This is a genomic window from Kitasatospora sp. NPDC004272, assembly GCF_053603035.1.
On record NZ_JBSGET010000084.1, the window covers coordinates 1 to 16,898 of the forward strand.

The window sequence follows — 16,898 nt, forward strand, 5'->3', positions numbered from 1 at the left end:
CCGGCCGCACCGCCCTGGCCCTCGACCCCGCGGCCCCGCCCGGCCGGGCCGGCCGGGCGGGGCGGCCCGGAACCCACCCCGGACCGGACCCGCAGGACGCCTTCCAGGCGGTCTTCACCTCGGGCTCGCTGGGCCGGCCCAAATGCGTGACCACCACCTACGCGGCGGTCGCCAACCGGCTGGACTGGTTCCTGGAGACCTACCCGCTGCTCCCCGGCGACGTCGTCGCGGTGCACAAGGACGTGTCCCTGGTGGGCTCGCCGGTGGAGATCCTCACCGGGCTGCTGGGCGGTGCGGCGCTGTGCTTCCTGGACCGCGACACGCTGCTCGACCCGGACGAGCTGTGGGAGGCCGTCGAGGAGCACCGGGTCAGCCACCTGCTGGCCTCGCCGCCGGTCCTGGAGCTGCTGCTGGCCTCCGCGCCGCCCGCCGGCGGCGGGGCCGCCCTGCGGCTCGCCGCCTCCAGCGCCCAGGGGCTCTCCGCCGACCTGGCCGGCCGGTGGCGCAGGCGCTTCCCGCGCACCCGGCTGCTCAACATGTACGGCCTCACCGAGACCGCCTCGAACGTGAGCTGCTTCGAGGTCACCGACGACTCCCCGGGGCACGGCGGCACCGTGCCGGTGGGGCATCCGATCCCCGGATGCCGGATCCACCTGCTCGGCCCCGGCGGGCACCCGGTGCCCGCCGGGGAGACCGGCGAGATCCACCTCGGCGGGGTGTGCCTGGCTCGGGGGTACACCGGCCCGGACGGGGACACCGCAGCACGATTCGTCCCCGGCCCCCCGCCCGGCCGGGAACGGCTCTTCCGCACCGGGGACACCGGGCGGTGGACGGACCGAGGACTGGAGGTCCTCGGCAGAACCGACACGCAGATCAAGATCAGGGGGTACAAAGTCATGCCCGAAGAAGTGGAAGCGCTCCTCTCGGCCCTGCCCGACGTCACCGGTGCCGCCGCGCTCGCGGTGGGCGACCCGCTCGACGCGCGGGAGCTCGTGGCCTTCGTCGAGGGGCCGGCCGGCGTCGACACCGCCGCGGCCGCCCGGGCCCTCGCGCAGCAGCTGCCGGCCGCCGCGCGCCCCAGCCGGATCGTCCAGGTGGCGCGGATCCCGCGCACCGCCTCCGGGAAGGTCGACCGGGTCAGGCTGCCGGAGCTGCTGGACGCTCCCGCACCGGCCGCACCGCCGCCCACCGCGTCCTGCGCGGCCGTGGTGGAGGCCGTCTGGAAGCGCGTCCTGGAGGTCGAACAGGCCGGCCCCGACGACGACTTCTTCCAGACCCTGGGCGGCCACTCGCTGAAGGCCACCAGCGCCATCGCCGCGCTGCGCCGCGAACTGGGCGTCAAGGTGCCGCTGCGCATGATCTTCGACCGGCCGGTGCTCGCCGACTTCGTCACCGCGCTCGACGCCTTCACCGCCGAGCGGGGCGCAAGGGCCGGGGCGTGACCGCGGCGATCGAGTTCCCGCTGACCGTCGCGCAGCGGGGCGTGCTCGACGCGGAGGCCGGCCGGCTCGGACGCAGCAGCTACAACAACCCGCTGGCGCTGCGGATCACCGGACCGCTGGACCTCGAAGCCCTGGACCGGGCGTTCGCCGCGGCCGTCGCCCGGCACCCGCTGCTGCGCGGCGCGGTGGTCGAGGGCGCCGAACCGGCGCTGCGGGTGCCGGGCGACCGCCCCGCCCCGGCCTTGGAGCGGGACGCCGGCCACCCGGCCGGCCCGCCGGAACCGGCCGCGCTCGACGCCGAGCTGGCGCGCTACGCCGCCCTGCCGTTCGACCTGGTCGAGGGCCCGCTGGTGCGCGCCCGGGTGTACCCGCTGGACCGGGACGACCACGTGCTCCACCTGGTGGCGCACCACCTCGTCGCCGACGGCACCTCGATCGACCTGCTGGCCGCCGACGTCTCCCGCGCCTACCGCGCGGAACTCGGCGGCGGCCCCGGGGAGGCCGGGGCGCCGCCGGCGCCGTACGCCGACCACGCGCGGTGGGAGCACCGGTGGCTGGCCGAGGGCGGCCACCGGGACGAACTGCGCTCCTGGGAGGAGTACCTGGAGGGTGTCCCCGACGGCGTCCGCCTCGCCGTGCCCGGCCGCGCGGCGGACGGCGGGGGCAGCGGGGCGCCGCTGACCCGCCGGTTCCCGGTCGACGACGTGGCAGCCCTGCGCCGCGGCGCCGCCCGCAACCGGGGCACCCTGTTCGTCGCCGCCCTCACCGCGCTGCAGTGGACCCTGCACCGGCACAGCGGCCGGCGGCGCTTCACCGTCCGGGTGCCGTTCTCCGGCCGGGTGGAGCCCGAACTCGCCGGGACGGTCGGGTACTTCGTGAACGTGCTGCCGCTGCGCGCGGTCATCGAACCCGGCAGCACCCCGGCGGAGCTGTTCGCGGCCAACAGCGCGGAGCTCCCCGACCTGCTCGACCGGCAGCTCGTCCCCGCCCCGCTGTTCGCGGCCGCCCGGCCGGCGGACGGGGCGGCGGCCGTGCTGCTCAACCTCCGGCCGCCGCGCGAACCGCTCTTCGCGGAGCACGGCTCCCCGGCCCGCGTCGTCCTCGCGGAGCCCGTCGTCGGCTACCAGCTGAGCCTGGTCGCCCAGGAGGAGGGCGACCGCCTGGTCTTCGACGCGCAGGCCGACCCCGCGGTCCTCACCGAGGCGGACCTCGTCGCGATCACCGACGGCTTCAGCACCCTGCTGTCCGAGCTGGCGGCCCCCGGGGCCGACGGGCGGGCGGCACCGTGAACACGAACTCGCAGGAGGCACCCCCCATGTCGGACCACCCTTCGGACACCGAGGTCGAGGACCTGTCGATCCTCAAGGAGCTCAACCGCTTCATGTGGGGCTCGGGCGACTACGAGGCGGTGGCCGCCCTGGTCCTGAAGGACGCGCTGGCCCTGGTGCACGACGCCGAGGTCGAGGCCGGGCAGCGGGTCCTCGACGTCGCGACCGGCACCGGCAACGTGGCCGTCGAAGCGGCCCGGACCGGCGCGGACGTCACCGGCCTGGACCTGACGCCCGAACACTTCGAGGTGGCGCGGCGGCGCGCCGCGGAGGCGGGCGTCACGGTGGCGTGGACGGAGGGCGACGCCGAGGCGCTGCCGTTCCCCGACGACTCCTTCGACCGCGTCTTCTCCACCTTCGGGAGCCAGTTCGCGCCCCGGCACGACCTGGTCGCCGCCGAACTCCTCCGGGTGTGCCGGCCCGGCGGCACGGTCGGACTCTGCAACTGGACCTCCGAGGGGTGGACCGGCCGGTTCACCGAGATCACCGCCCGCTACTTCCCGCCCGCCCCGGCGCACGTGATGCCGTCGATGGACTGGGGCGACGAGGAGTACGTCCGCGGCCTCTTCGAGCCGCTGGGCGGGGCGGTGGAGATCGAGCGGCGACGGGCCGACTACCGGTTCCCCGACGTGGACGCCCTGATGCGGTTCTTCTCCGCCAACTTCGGCCCCTGGCTGCTGGCCCGGCAGTCCATCACCCCGGCCGAGCGCTGGCACGAGCTGTACGCCGACCTGCGCGCCATGACCGCGGCCTTCGACGAGGGGACCACGGACACCCTGGTGCGCCCCGAGTACATCCGGGTGCTGGTGCGCAAGCCGGCCGCGGGGGCGTGAGGCGTGGACCTCGGGATCATGTTCTTCTCCAGCGTCGCCGGCGACGACAGCGCCCTGGCCTACGACCAGGTCCTGGAGATCGCCCGCACGGCCGACGCGGAGGGACTGTCCAGCGTCTGGCTGCCCGAACGGCACTTCCACCGCTTCGGCGGGCTCTTCCCCAACCCCGCCGTCCTGGGCGCCGCCGTCGCGGTGAGCACCCGGCGGATCGGGATCCGGGCCGGCAGCGTGGTGACCCCGCTGCACGACCCGCTGCGGATCGCCGAGGAGTGGGCCGTCGTCGACGCGCTCAGCCGCGGCAGGGTCGGGGTGTCGGTCGCCACCGGCTGGAGCCCCGTCGACTTCGCCCTCGGACCGGACCGCTTCGAGCACCGCCGGGAGGTCGGCCGGCAGCACACCGAGGAGCTGCGGGCGCTGTGGCGCGGCGAGTCGGTGCGGCGCAGGACGGGCGACGGCCGCACGGTCGAACTGTCCGTCATGCCGCGCCCCCACCGGCCCGAACTGCCGCTCTGGGTCACCTCCTCCGGCTCCCGGGAATCCGTGCGGCAGGCTGCGGCGGGCGGCGCCAACCTCCTCACCCACCTGGTGGACCAGGACCTCTCCTCCCTCGGCGCGGCCGTCGCCGCCTACCGGGAGGAGTACCGCGGCGAGCACCCCGGCCGGGTCAGCGTCATGCTCCACACCTACCTCGACGAGGACACCGACCGGGCCCGGCGAACCGCCTCCGAGCCGCTGCTCGGCTACCTGCGCTCCGCGCTGCAGCTGGAACAGCTCGCCCACGGCGTGCCGGAGGAGGACCAGCTGTTCGACGAGGAACTGCTCGACATCAGCCACCGGCGCTACCTGGAGCGCGCCTCCCTGATCGGGGACGCCGCGCACTGCCGCGCCGTCCTGGAGCAGCTCGCCGACCTCGGCGTGGACGAGGTGGCCTGCCTCATCGACTTCGGGGTGCCGCACGAGGACGTCCTGGCGTCCGTCGGCCGGCTCGCCGCCCTCGGGCGGGAACTGCCCGCCGCGTGAAGCACCCCGCACCGCAACCGGACCAGCACCCATCCCACAGACAGGAAACCCCGTGACCGACACCCCCCACGTCCTCGACGCAGCCGAGGCCAACGCCGGCTGGGAGCGGGCGTACGCCGAACAGACCGGCACCCTGTGGCAGGACGAGCCGATCCCGCTCTCCGCCGAGGCGGTCTCCTTCCTCCGGGAGCACGGCACCCGCACCGTCGTCGACCTCGGCTGCGGCGACGGCCGCAACCTGCCGCCGCTGGCGCGGGCCGGCCTCCACGTCACCGGGGTGGACGCCTCCCGCACCGGCGCCGGCCGCGCCGCCGAGCGCCTGCGCCGGCACGAGCTGCCCGGCCTCGCCGTCACCGCCGACGCCGTCGACCTGCCCTTCCCGGACGGCGCCGTCGACGCCGTCACCTGCTTCGACGTCTTCAGCCACTTCACCGACCCGGCGGCCGCGCTCGCCGAGATCGCCCGGGTGCTGCGGCCCGGCGGCCAGTTCATGGTGAACGTCTTCAACACCGACGACAGCGAGTGCGGCCGGGGCGAACTGCTCTTCGGCACGACCTACCGCTACCGGGGCACCGTCTTCCACTTCTACCGGGAGGACGAGCTGCGGGAGCTGCTCTCCGGCTGGAAGATCCTCGAATTCCGCACCGACACCTGGGACGACCCGCCGCACGGCGAGTTCCGGCCCGAGCCGCACACCCACAGCAACTTCGTGGTCAAGGCCGTCCGGGCCTGAACCGCCCCCTCCCGCCCGTGCGGGAGGGGGACCGCGGAGGCCGGGCGCCCCGGCCCCCGCGGGCGTCCGGCAGGACACGCCGAGGGGAGCACCATGACCGCCGACCACCGGAGCGGCGCACCGCGTCCGGTCCACATCTCGTCCATCGCCGCCGAACTCGGCACCCGGACGCCCCTGGAGGACCTGCGCAGCGCGCAGATCGCCCAGCAGCTCACGGCGCTGCGGGCCGAGGGCCTGGCGCACTGCCGCGTCGCCGGGCCGACGGCACCCGAGCTGGCCGCCGCCTGCGCGACGAGGACGCTCGCCGCCGCCGGGGTCCGCCCCGACTCCGTCGTCTACTCCAGCGAGTCCTTCGCCGGGGAATCCGTCACCACCGACCTGTGGGACTTCCTGCTGTTGGTCGGCACCCCGGCCACCCCGGCGCTGGCGGTCAACGGCAACGGGTGCGGCAACCTGGCCAACGCCCTGGAGGTCGCCCGCAACCGGCTGCGGACGGAACCGGACGAGTCCTCGGCACTGGTCACGGTGGCCGACCGGCTGGACCACCACGACCGGTACCAGCCGAACGGCCAGACGGTGCTGAGCGACGGCGCCGCCTCCTGCCTCGTCACCACCGCGCCGCAGGGGCCCTCGTACCGGGTGCTGGGGATCTCCTGCCACCTGCGGGCGGACTGGCCGCAGGACGTGCCCGCGATGGCCTCCGCCCGGACGGTCATGGCCGGGGTCGAGGCCGCCGTCACCCGGCTGCGGAGCCGGCTGCCCGATCCGGCAACGGAGTTCGGCCGTCTGATCACCGGCAACTACGGCTCCAGCACCCGCAGCTTCCTGAGCATGGCCGCGGGCCTCGACCCGGACGACGCCTACGCCCCGCTGGCCGCCGACACCGGGCACTGCTTCGCGGCCGACCCGCTGCTCGCCCTCGACGCGCTGGAACGCGAGGGCGCGGTCCTCCCGGGCGAGCGGCTGCTCGTCCTCGCCACCAGCTCCCGGTCCTGGTCCGCCGTCGCACTGGAGTACTGCGCATGACCGACTCGCCCTACTTCCCGCTCGCGCCCGAGCAGCGCAGCATGCTCTTCCTCGAAGGGCTGTTCGGGCCCGGGATCTTCCACAACATGAGCGTCACCGTGCGGGTGCCGCCGGGGACCGGACTGCCGGACGTGCGGCGGGCGGTGGAACGCCTGCAGGACCGGCACGACGCGCTGCGCAGCGGCCTGGCCGGGTACGCCCCGCTGCTCCAGCGCGTGGACCCGGTGCCGGCGCGGGTCGCGCTGCCGACCGCGGAGCCCGGCGAGAGCGCCGCCGCGCAGCTCGCCCGCCGCAGGCGCGAACTCCTCAACGCCGAACAGGTCCGGCACCGGTCGGGGCGGGCCCACTACGAACTGATCCGCTCGGCGGACCGGACCGAGCAGTACCTGCTGGTGTCCCTGGACCACTTCGTCTGCGACAGCACCGCCGCCGGCGTCGTCGCGGCCGACCTCGAACGCCTGCTCGACGGCGGGAACCCGGACCCCGCCCCCGCCCCCTTCGGCGAGCTGTGCCGCGCCCGCAGCCGCGCCGCCGACCCGGAGCGGGAAGCCGGCTACTGGAACCGGCTCCTCTCGGGCGTCGGACCACTGACCGGCCTCGCCCCGCGCCCGCCGGCCGGCCCCGCGCCCACCCGGGGCCAGGTCGACACCGTCATCGCCGGCCCGACGCACCACGACAGGCTGGCCGGACTGAGCGACCGGCACGGCGCCACGCCGTTCTCGGTGATGGCCGCGCTGACGGCGGTGGCGGTCTGGCACCGGACGGGGCAACGGGACTTCGCCTTCTTCACCCCCGTCTCGACCCGGCAGGACGCGGACGCCGCGGCGGTCGGCTGCTTCGCGCACGACCGCCCGGTCGTCGGCCGGGTCGATCCGGACGGGACGCTCGCCGCGACCGTCCGGTCGCTGCTGGCGGGCTACTGGCGGAGCTACCGCAACTCCGCCCTCGCCGTGCCCGACCTGGCCCACCAGGTGCCCGCCTTCGGCCGGACCCTGCTCGCCGGCCCGGTGGACTACCTCCAACTGCACGTCTGGATGGAGCCGGACGCGCCGGGCACGGCGCCCCGGGACAGCCGCACCGAGTCCGAGCACGGCGAGTTCACCCCCGCCCACGACCTGACCGTCACCACGCTGCGGTTCGGCCTCTCACCGAACCGGACGACCGTCCGCGCCTACTTCGGCGGCCCGGCTCCGGGGCGGGCCGCCGCCGAACGCCTCGGCGCGGACGTGCTGGCCCTGCTCGCCACCGCCGCGGAGCCCGGCGACCACCGGGTGGGCGAACTGGCGCGCCGCGCCCTCGACTAGGCCCCGCCCGTCGGGCGCTGCCCGGCCCCGCCCCGTCCGCCCGGCGGCGCGCGCCCCGCCCCCACGTACGACGACACAGGGAGAGAACCATCGACACCCAGGACCAGATCAGGCTCGTCCTCCGCGAGATGCCCAAACTGGCCGACGCGGCAGCCGTGCTGCCCGCCGACGCCGACCTGTGGAGCGCGGGCATGGACTCACTGACGAGCGTGCAGGTGATGGTGCGTCTGGAGGACCGGTTCGACGTCGAGTTCCCCGATGCGACCCTCACCCGCGAAACCTTCTCCAGCATCGCGGCCCTCACGAAGGTGCTCTCCGACCTGCTCGGCGAGCGCCCCGGGACCGGCGCGTCATGACCGGCCGGAACGGCGGGACGCCGGAGTCCGTGGAACGCGCCGCGGCCGCCGCGGCCGCCGCCTCCTCGTCGGTCGACGGGCAGGCGCGCTTCCCCGCGGAGGCGACCGCCGCCCTGCGGGCCGGGGGGCTCCTCAACGCGGCGGTGCCGACCCGCCTCGGCGGACTCGGCCTCCCGCTGCCCGAACTGGTCCGCATCGCGGGCCGGCTGGCGGCGGCGTGCGGATCCGCGGCGATGGTGTGGTCCATGCACCAGGTCCAGATGGCCTGCCTGGCCCGGCACCATCCGGACGCGCCGCTGCTGGCCCGGGCGATCGCCGAACAGTGGCTGGTCGCCTCGGTCACCAGTGAGAACGGCGTCGGCGGCGACCTGAGGTCCAGCCGTACCGGGATCGGCACCGGCGAGGGGCGGTGCACCCTGGACAAGCAGGGCCCCACCGTCTCCTACGGCGCGCACGCGGACGCGTTCCTGGTGACCGCCCGCCGGTCCGCCGACGCCGCACCGGGCGACCAGGTCGCCGTCTTCGTCTCCCGCGAACAGAGCGACCTGCGGCAGACCGGCCAGTGGAACACGCTGGGGATGCGCGGTACCTGCAGCCCGTCGTTCGACCTGCGCGCGGAGTTCGACGCGGCGCAGGTGCTCCCGGTGCCGTTCGGCGACGTCGCCGCCCGCACCATGGTCCCGCTGTCCCACCTCCTCTGGTCGGGCGTCTGGGTCGGCCTCGCCGCCGAGGCGGTCGACCGGGCCGTCCGCGCCACCCGGCGGCGCAGCCGGGGCGGTCCGCTCGCCGACCGCCCCGAACTGGCCGTCGCCCACGCCCGGTTGGCCGGCATCCGGGCCCAGTTGGACGCCGCGACCAGATCGGCCGAACCGGTGCTCGAACACGGCGGGCAGCCCACGATGGGGCTCGCCGTGGAGCTGAACGCCCTCAAGGTCGGAGTCTCCGAGACCGCCCTCGACATCGCCCGGCTGGCGCTGGCCGTGTGCGGGATGGCGGGCTTCAGCGAGGACGGGCCCCACTCCGTGGCCAGGATCCTGCGGGACCTCTTCTCCGCCCCCCTGATGATCGGCAACGGTCGGCTGCTGGCCGCCAACTCCCAGATGATGATGCTGTCCGGAGGAGCACGATGAACACGGCCCAGGCCACCCCGAACGACGGACGGCCGAGCACCGCGGCGCCCGGGGTCCCGCTGACCACCCGGGCGGACGCGCGCGTCCTCGACGGCCTGCGGACCGCACTGGGCGGCCTCCTGGGCGGGCCGAGCCGCGAGCACTACACCGCGCCCCCGGTGATCGCCCGCCGGACGGTCGAACTCGCCGGCTACCACACCTCCTTCCCCCAACTGCTCGGCGCCGTCCACGGCGGGCACGACGGCGAACCCGCCCCCACCGACCTGGTGCTGACCCCGGCCGCCTGCCACCACCTCTACCCGCTGCTGGCCGCGGAGGGCGGGCCGGCCGGGGGCACGCTGAGCGTGGAGGCCCAGTGCTACCGCGGCGAGCTGACCACCGAGTCCGGCCGACTGCGGTCCTTCCGGATGTACGAGTTCGTCACCGTCGGCCGCCCCGAGGAGGTCGAGCGGTGGCGCGACGCGGCGCTGACCCGCGCCGGGGAACTGCTGCACCGCCTCGGGCTGCCGCCCCGCACCGAGGCCGCCAACGACCCGTTCTTCGGCCGGGCCGGGAGGCTGGCGGCCAACCTCCAGCACGCCCAGCAGCTCAAGTGGGAACTGGTGGTGCCCACTTCGGACGGGATCGAGCAGGCGGTGTCCTCGGCCAACTACCACAAGGAGCACTTCGGCGAGGCGTTCGGCCTGTCGGACGGCGACGGGCAGCCCGCGCACAGCGCCTGCCTCGCCTTCGGGCTCGACCGCCTGGTCCTCGCGCTGCGGCAGCGGTACGGATTCGACACCGGGCGGTGGCCGCAGGACGTACGATCGCTGCTCGTCCTGTGAATCCGTGCCCGCGCCACCGTGACCGCGCCGAGAGGCAATCCCCATGACGACCCTTCGCGAGATCGAGACACCACGACAACAGCCGCTCTGGTCACGGGACTTGACCCTCTTCCTGACCGCCCGCACCGTCTCGGCCCTGGGCGACGCGATGCTCCCGGTGGCCCTGACCGTCGTGATGCTCGACCTCGGCTACGGGGCCAGCGGGGTGGGGTACGCGCTGGCCGCGTGGATGGCGCCGTTCGCGCTGCTGGTGCTGTTCGGCGGAGTGCTGGCGGACCGCTACTCGCCGCGGCGCGTCATGATCCACGCCGACAACGTCCGACTGGTGGTGCAGGCGGCCCTCGCCGTGGAACTGTTCGGCGGTGACGTGCCGTTGTGGCACCTGCTGGTCGGGCAGGCGGTCAGCGGCGCGGCGGCAGCGCTGTTCCAGCCCGGCGTGATGGGCATCATGTCGCAGGTCGCGGCCGACGTGCAGCGGGCCGGCGCCGTGCTCAGGACGGGGGAGTCGCTGGCCCGGATGGCCGGGCCGGTGCTGTCGGCCCTCTGCGTGGCGCTGTCCGGCGCCGGTGCCTCGTTCGCGATCAACGGCGCCACCTTCGGCGTCAGCGCCCTCTGCCTGACGGCGTTGCGGGTCAGCGCGGCGCCCCCGGCCCGGAAGGCGGCCGAATCGACCTGGCGGAGCCTGGTCACCGGCTGGCGGGAATTCCGCTCCCGCCGCTGGCTGTGGATGGTCATCCTGGTCTGGGCCGTCAACGGCCTGCTCGTCTTCGGCCCCCAACTGCCGCTGCTCGCCACGGTGATCGTGGGGGAGCACGGCTCCCGGGGGTACGCGGTGGTCGAGGCCGCACTCGGCACGGGCATGGTGGCCGGAGGACTCGTCGCCCTGCGGCTCCGCCCCGCACGGCCGCTGGCCGCGGGACTCCTGGCCATGCTTCCGTGGGCCCTGCCCCCGCTGGCCACCGCCGCCGGATGGCCGCTGGCGGTGGTGGCGGCCGCCTCCGCGGTCGCCGGCACCGGCTGGGCGTTCTGGAGCGTCATGTGGGCCTCGACCGTGGCGACCCACGTACCCGCCGGCGTCGTCAACCGGGTGTACGCCTACGACGTGGCCGGCTCGGTGCTCAGCATCCCGATCGGCCGGGCCCTCGCCGGTCCCGTCGGGGAGCTCACCGGCAACGCGAACCTGCTGGCGGCCTCCGCCTGGATCGGCGTGGCCGGCTGCCTCGTCCTGCTGTCCGCGCGGCCGGTGCGCGACCTGCGCCGGATCGAAACCCCCGTGGCGGGGTGAGCGGCGTGCTCCGGATCAGGCCCTTCACCGCCGCCGACGCCGCGGTACTGCCCTCGTGGCTCGACGGCCCCGGGGCGCTCCGGCTCTGGGCGGGCGACGCCTTCCGCTGGCCGCTGGACCCGCCCCAACTCGCCCGCTACCGGGCCGAGTCGGAGACCGGGTCCCGCCGCACCTGGAGCGCCGTGGAAGGCGACCCCGAGCGCCTCGTCGGCCACTGCTCCCTCCTCGTCACCCCGGACGGCCGACGCGGACGCCTCGGACGGGTCCTCGTCGCCCCCCGCGAACGGCACGGCGGCCGCGGCGCGGCGATGCTGCGGAGCGTGCTGGCCGAGGCGTTCGACGGCCTGGGCCTGACCGAGGTGGAACTCGGCGTCTACACCCGCAACACCGCAGCCCTCGCCCTCTACGCACGCCTCGGCTTCACCCCGCCGACCACCCCCGCGGCCGACCCGCCGCCCCCGCCCGACCCCTGGTCGGTGACCACGCTGACCCTCCGCCCCCCGCCCCGGCCCGATCCGCCCCGATGAGCGGCGCCGGCCGCACGTCTCGTCCCCGCGACCGCAGTTGGACCGCGCAACCTCCCCGACCTGCCGCGGTGCCGCCGAGCCCGCGGGGCCGTCCGGCGGGCCGCGAAGGCGATCGCCAGTCTGTGCGACCTGAACGGTGACGGGTTCATCAGCGAGGGCGAACTCGCCCGGGCGAGCAGGCAGTTCTTCCTGGGCGAGGGCGAGCCACACCGGTCCTCACCCGGGTCGACCTGTCGATCGCTGGGGCCCGCCGCGGTCGGGGAGCGCTGAACGTTCACCGTGACCACCGTGCCCCCTGGTCTCACCGATCAGGTGGCCGTGACGCTGATAGCCGATCTCATCGGGGTGTGAACGGACGCGGACGCTGCGCCAGGCGGCATCGAAGTCCAATTGTCCGTTGCGGGCCCGGCAGAGCCTGAGCGCCTTCCAACTCGTGCACGGTGCAAGGAGCCAACGCTTCAGGGACGTCGTCACGGGTGCCTCGCTTCCACTTGGTCGATGAGCCGTCCCGTCTCGTGGTTCAGGCCGTAGACGTCGATCAACTCCGGGGCGGCCTCCTTGAACGCCTTCAGGAGCGCCTTCATCGCCGTGGCGTCGCCACAGACCGGGTCGGAAGCCGAGCTCAACCTCGCCAGGGCGTCGAGCGCCGGGTACCACCACTCGTTCCCGGTCCGTACGCTCCTTGCCAATTGCTGGAACGGTCTGATGTCCACGGTCCCGAGCTCGTCAGGGTGCCGTTCGAGGTAGTCGAGCAAGAGGAGCTCTGGATCGCTGTACAGGGCGTCCCTCAGGTACATCAGCCGCTGGACCCTCGCCCGGTCTTGTCGCCGTTGGAGGGCGGCTTCCCGGGTATCGGCGTCAAGGAAGAGCTGGACCTTGGAGGTGAGTCCCCGGTAATACCCGTCAGAGCTGTCGTACCCCCGCCCGAGCTCGGCGTTGAGCCAGTCATGCGCGGGTCGCACCTCGTCGACGGACCAGAGCTCGGACAACGGTGTCGCGCGTTCCAGCAGGTCTCGGGCCACGAGCGACTCGATGTTCCGGTGATCCTCCGTGCCAGGCCCCCATTCGGCCGAGAACGTGGCCCTGAAGAAGAGCTCCGGCGTCCGGCTGCGCAGAGGCCGCCGCTCCACCACGCACGTGAACCTCCCGCGCGTCCGACGGCGGCCGAAGAGGCGCTTCACTCGCCCGCCTTGTTCAGCTCCACCACGGACAGCAGTTCGGGGTCGTCCTTCACCATCGTCATGATGTCCTGCTCCGGCCTACAGCCGTCCGCACGGACGACCCCCGCGAGAACGGTGGCCAGACGCTTGAAGTCGGCGAGCCGGCCGTGGTTCACCACGGCTTCCCAGACCATCGCGAGTGCCAGCTCGTACGGCTTCCCTGACGGGCTCCGCTCCAGCCACGCCGCGAGGGTGGGAAACAGGTCGGGATAATCGTCCGGGGCATCGAACACGCCGTCCAGAGCAGCTCTGACCACCTCTGCCGCATTCGACTCCGGTACCACGGCGAGCGTGCGCGCATCCGCCCGCAGGAGTGCCAGGACCCCGAGCCGCACCGCCGTGGTCGCGCCCGAACGCCGGTGCACGGACCGGAGCGTATCGACGAACCACGGCAGGCTGTTCTCCTGGCCGAGCGCCACCCCGAAGGCATCCAGGACGTCACCCCAGACCGTCGGGCTGCCGCTGTCGGCCACCCGCCTGATGCGGGTCATGGCCGCGTCGCGCTGCTCGTCCAGCAACTCGCAGCACACCTGGACGACCAATCGCTGGCCCTCTTCTGACTTGCGTGCGGCAGTGTCATAGAGCAACGCGCGGGTGGGACGGCCAAGGGTGCCGTCCTCGGCTGCACCGATGAGGACTCTGGCAGCGAACGCCCGGCGCCGAGGTGTCGTGGCGAGATCCCGCAGCACCGCGAGGCCCTGGGTGTCCCGGGTGGCCAACAGCACGCTCTTGATGGCACGGATCGGGGCGCCATCCGGTTCGGCTCGCTGCTCCGGAGAGTCGGACATGATCCACTCCAGCACCCGGCGTCGCACATCCGGGTATTCGCGCCACACTCGGATCAGCAGCTCGTTCCCGTACGCCGCGGCGCGGAACGAGGCCACACCGGATTCGTCGACCTCGGCCCCGATCGCCTTCAGACGGGTCTGCAAGCCTCGGCCGGCGAACGATCCCCTGAGGTCGGAGCGCTTCTCCTTCGTGGCTGCCTCCCCACCCGCGGTGCCTCCGGAGAGCAGGTCGACCAGCCGGTGCCCCTCCTCGATCGCCTCCTCGACCTTGACCGAGCCCCGGACAGCGAGCACGAGGGAGTAGCAACGCTCCTCAAGCGTCAGAGCGGACACCTGCCCGACGCCGTCGATCGTTCTGGCGGGTGCCGATGCCTCCGCCAGCCGTTGGTCCAGTTCCTCGGACCAACCGCGAACCAGCCGTTTGAGCACGTCGGCGTACTCCACGAGGTCTGATCGGAACTTCGGATCGTCGACCTCCTGCCCGGGTACCAACGGATCGAACTCGGCCGTGATCTTGAGGAAGTCGCGGACAAAGCGGCTCGAACGGACCGCGCTCCACTCCTTGATGTCCCGGGCGATATCGCGCCTCTCAAGATCCGCGGCCAGGGCTTCTCCGCGGCGGGACCTGATGTGGTTCCGGACCACCGGCCATGCGGGCGGCGAGTCCTTGAGCTCGAAGACCGCGATCTCTGCGGGGACCTCGGCCTTGCGCGCCGACCAGAGCTCCTCCGTCACCGTGATGAGGAGGAAGGAGTTCAGTTCCCGGAGCTCAGCCGCATACCGTGGAAGTTCGGCCAGTAGACTCTCGCGCAACTGGTCGGTGTCGCCGTCCCGTAGTTCCAGGAGCTGCCCTCTCCCAGGCTTGCGCGGGAGCTGGGACACCATGAGCCGCTGCCAGTCGCCGTCCAGGAGGACGATGCTCCGGCCGTCGCCCGCCGCCACTGCCAGCTGGCGCTTACCGAACGTCGTCGCCCCGATCTCCGGCCGGACCACCACGACCGCGAGCGGATACTCCGAGCTCAGCGCCCTCTGGACCCGCTCGGCCGCCGCCGCCCATGTCGGCGGCTCGACGTAGACCTCGTCGAGCATGGCTCTGTCAGGGTCGATCAGAGTCTCTTCCATGGGCTTGTCGACCGTCGTCGTCGGGTTGAACGTCGGTTTGTAGAGCACGTCGCGAGCAGTTTCGACATAGACGGAACTGCTGCCCGCCTGCGCGGGGGCAGGGCCCTCGTGATCGGCGGGCGTCGTTGCGGCCGGCGCGGGGCCCTCCGTCTCCGCAGCGGAGCCGGGGGCGAGCGGAGTCTCCTTTGGCTCCCCTGGCTCCCCTGGCTCCCCGGGCCTGGTCTCAGGGAAGTCCAGTCCCGGTTGTTCCCGGCCGGGTACGCCGTCGGCCGTTTCCGCCTGGTCAGCCGTGCTCGCGGCGCCCTCACGCGGGCTTGCCGACGTGCTCATGACATTGTCCACGGTCTCGTCCTCCTCGGGGGCGATTCGCTGGTACCGGGTCCGGCACCCCACCGGAACCCGGGCGTGGCTAGTTGATGGTGATGTCGCCGGCTTGCTCGACGTAGCCCTTGACGCCGTTGAAGATCCGCTGACCGACCGCGGGCCGAGCCGACGGGTGAGGAGTCGGGAGCGGCCCCTCGGTCGGTGCCGCTCCAAGCTCCGGCCACGGATCGGTCGCCTTCAGCAGCTCCGCGTTCACCGTCGGCACGTGCACCCACGCGGGCTCGGCGAACTTCTTCTCCACCACCGCCCGGGTGAACCGGAAGTCCTCGGCCCGGAGGCGCTCGGTCCGGCCGGCCCGAACGATGACCTGGAACGCCTCGTGGGACAGGACCAACGCGACGAACGCCCCGCGTTCCTCGGCGACCTCCACTGCGTCGCGAGCCGCGTCGCTGTTCACGAAACGGCACAGATCGTTGATCGGATCCCCCCGGTGACTGTCCGGCAGCGGCCCCACGTGCACACTCATCCGTACGCGGATCGGCGCGACGGAGGCCAGCCGCTCCCGGTCGTGACCGGCCAGGAGCCTGTGCAGGTTTTCCGCCAGGGGATCGACCAGAAGGCGCGCCCGCGCCAGCGGAAGAGCCAGGATGAGACCGTCGCCCGTGGAGTCTCGGTACAGCGGGTAGCGCCACTCGAATTCGAGACCGCTCTGGGCGAACGCGGTGGTGAGCATGCTCTCAAGGTCCTCCCAGTGGTTCGCCATGCGCCATGAATCGACGACGCTGTAACCCTTCATGTCGAGCACGAAGAGTGCCCGGTAGTCAGGGATGTCGCGAGGGTCTCCGGGAGCGGTGGTCCGGTGCATGGCTGGCGCCCTTTCACAACAGAATGGGAGGAGGCCACGATGGGCCCGTTCAGCGGTGCACCGATGATGCGGCGACGACACGGGCAGCGCTGCCCACTTCTGGGCAGCAGTCGGGTGAGCCGTATCTCAGGCGGTCGGGCGCCAGGCCCGCAGGCCCGCGAGGTCGGCGACCACCAGTTCCCTGGCGTGCGCTTGGACGAGTCCTCGCACGCGAAGCGGCCGCAGTGCCTCCACGACGGAGTTGCGTGAGCAGCCGATCAGTTGAGCGATCTCGTCCTGCGACAGCCTGATGCGCACGAGGCCCCGAACCGGATGGGCTGTTGACTCTGCCAGTCGCAGCAACGCCGCCACAAGGCGGATCGGAACGGAAGCGGTCGCCAACTCCTGGCGGATCTGGTCGCTTTGCTGTACCTGTCCCACCGTGTGCCGCATGAGGACCTGGAGTAGCTGGTGCTCGGCGATGAACGCGTGGAACTCGGGAGCCGGGACGATATGGATGGTGCACGGTTCCACGGCGATCACTGTCGCACTGCGCGATCCCTCTGTGAGTACGGCGAGTTCACCGAGCAGGTCGCCGGCTCCCCGGACCGCCAGCATGGTCCGTCGGCCGGTCTCGTCACGTCTGGTCACGGCCACTGATCCGGAGGCGAGTGCCAGGACGTGGGTTCCGGGGGCGTCCTGTATCAGCAGGACGCTTCTGGTCTTCTGGTGGCGGGGAGGTGCGAGCGCGCACAGTTTTTCCCAGAGTCGCTCCCCGAACAGCATTCGATG

Annotated in this window: 16 protein-coding genes; 12 read left to right on the forward strand and 4 right to left on the reverse strand. The window is 73.3% G+C overall.

What is annotated here, in order from left to right:
- From ACWEO5_RS24210 to ACWEO5_RS24265, 12 genes are all read left to right on the forward strand, one after another.
- On the forward strand, nt 1–1,442 hold a 1,442-nt coding region (locus ACWEO5_RS24210; protein ID WP_452164386.1), incomplete at its 5' end, for a non-ribosomal peptide synthetase.
- The gene (locus ACWEO5_RS24215; protein WP_452164387.1) at nt 1,439–2,731 is read left to right on the forward strand and encodes a condensation domain-containing protein; all 1,293 of its coding nucleotides are present in this window, start codon (nt 1,439–1,441) and stop codon (nt 2,729–2,731) included. The genes ACWEO5_RS24210 and ACWEO5_RS24215, both read left to right, overlap by 4 nt.
- A gap of 26 nt (nt 2,732–2,757) precedes the next feature.
- Complete coding sequence (locus tag ACWEO5_RS24220) at nt 2,758–3,603, forward strand: class I SAM-dependent methyltransferase (protein WP_452164388.1); 846 nt, start codon at nt 2,758–2,760, stop codon at nt 3,601–3,603.
- A gap of 3 nt (nt 3,604–3,606) precedes the next feature.
- A complete protein-coding gene (locus ACWEO5_RS24225; protein WP_452164389.1) occupies nt 3,607–4,623 on the forward strand; it encodes a MupA/Atu3671 family FMN-dependent luciferase-like monooxygenase in 1,017 nt (338 codons plus the stop codon).
- A gap of 52 nt (nt 4,624–4,675) precedes the next feature.
- On the forward strand, nt 4,676–5,356 hold the full coding sequence (locus ACWEO5_RS24230; protein ID WP_452164390.1) for a class I SAM-dependent methyltransferase: 681 nt from the start codon (nt 4,676–4,678) through the stop codon (nt 5,354–5,356).
- Between the two features lie 93 nt (nt 5,357–5,449).
- Nucleotides 5,450–6,382 (forward strand): hypothetical protein, encoded by a 933-nt coding sequence (locus tag ACWEO5_RS24235; RefSeq protein WP_452164391.1) that lies wholly within the window; start codon nt 5,450–5,452, stop codon nt 6,380–6,382.
- Nucleotides 6,379–7,686 (forward strand): condensation domain-containing protein, encoded by a 1,308-nt coding sequence (locus ACWEO5_RS24240; protein WP_452164392.1) that lies wholly within the window; start codon nt 6,379–6,381, stop codon nt 7,684–7,686. Before ACWEO5_RS24235 ends, ACWEO5_RS24240 begins: the two co-directional genes overlap by 4 nt.
- 107 nt (nt 7,687–7,793) lie before the next feature.
- Complete coding sequence (locus ACWEO5_RS24245; protein WP_452164414.1) at nt 7,794–8,042, forward strand: acyl carrier protein; 249 nt, start codon at nt 7,794–7,796, stop codon at nt 8,040–8,042.
- Complete coding sequence (locus tag ACWEO5_RS24250) at nt 8,039–9,172, forward strand: acyl-CoA dehydrogenase family protein (protein WP_452164393.1); 1,134 nt, start codon at nt 8,039–8,041, stop codon at nt 9,170–9,172. Before ACWEO5_RS24245 ends, ACWEO5_RS24250 begins: the two co-directional genes overlap by 4 nt.
- Nucleotides 9,169–9,996 carry a hypothetical protein gene (locus ACWEO5_RS24255; protein WP_452164394.1) on the forward strand — a complete coding sequence of 276 codons (828 nt, stop codon included), beginning with the start codon at nt 9,169–9,171 and terminating at the stop codon, nt 9,994–9,996. The genes ACWEO5_RS24250 and ACWEO5_RS24255 overlap by 4 nt, the downstream gene beginning before the upstream one ends.
- A gap of 43 nt (nt 9,997–10,039) precedes the next feature.
- On the forward strand, nt 10,040–11,281 hold the full coding sequence (locus ACWEO5_RS24260; protein WP_452164395.1) for an MFS transporter: 1,242 nt from the start codon (nt 10,040–10,042) through the stop codon (nt 11,279–11,281).
- A gap of 5 nt (nt 11,282–11,286) precedes the next feature.
- Complete coding sequence (locus ACWEO5_RS24265; RefSeq protein ID WP_452164396.1) at nt 11,287–11,808, forward strand: GNAT family N-acetyltransferase; 522 nt, start codon at nt 11,287–11,289, stop codon at nt 11,806–11,808.
- A 470-nt stretch (nt 11,809–12,278) separates the two neighbouring features.
- On the opposite strand, the gene ACWEO5_RS24270 is transcribed toward ACWEO5_RS24265, so the two are convergent.
- The 4 genes from ACWEO5_RS24270 to ACWEO5_RS24285 form a co-directional block, all read right to left on the reverse strand.
- Complete coding sequence (locus ACWEO5_RS24270) at nt 12,279–12,989, reverse strand: hypothetical protein (RefSeq protein WP_452164397.1); 711 nt, start codon at nt 12,987–12,989, stop codon at nt 12,279–12,281.
- Entirely contained in the window at nt 12,986–15,280 is a 2,295-nt protein-coding gene (locus ACWEO5_RS24275; RefSeq protein ID WP_452164398.1) for a hypothetical protein, read from the reverse strand. Before ACWEO5_RS24275 ends, ACWEO5_RS24270 begins: the two co-directional genes overlap by 4 nt.
- Nucleotides 15,281–15,347: 67 nt before the next feature.
- The gene (locus ACWEO5_RS24280; RefSeq protein WP_452164399.1) at nt 15,348–16,127 is read right to left on the reverse strand and encodes a hypothetical protein; all 780 of its coding nucleotides are present in this window, start codon (nt 16,125–16,127) and stop codon (nt 15,348–15,350) included.
- Nucleotides 16,128–16,253: 126 nt separating this feature from the next.
- The gene (locus tag ACWEO5_RS24285; RefSeq protein ID WP_452164400.1) at nt 16,254–16,892 is read right to left on the reverse strand and encodes a Crp/Fnr family transcriptional regulator; all 639 of its coding nucleotides are present in this window, start codon (nt 16,890–16,892) and stop codon (nt 16,254–16,256) included.
- Between the last annotated feature and the right edge of the window lie 6 nt (nt 16,893–16,898).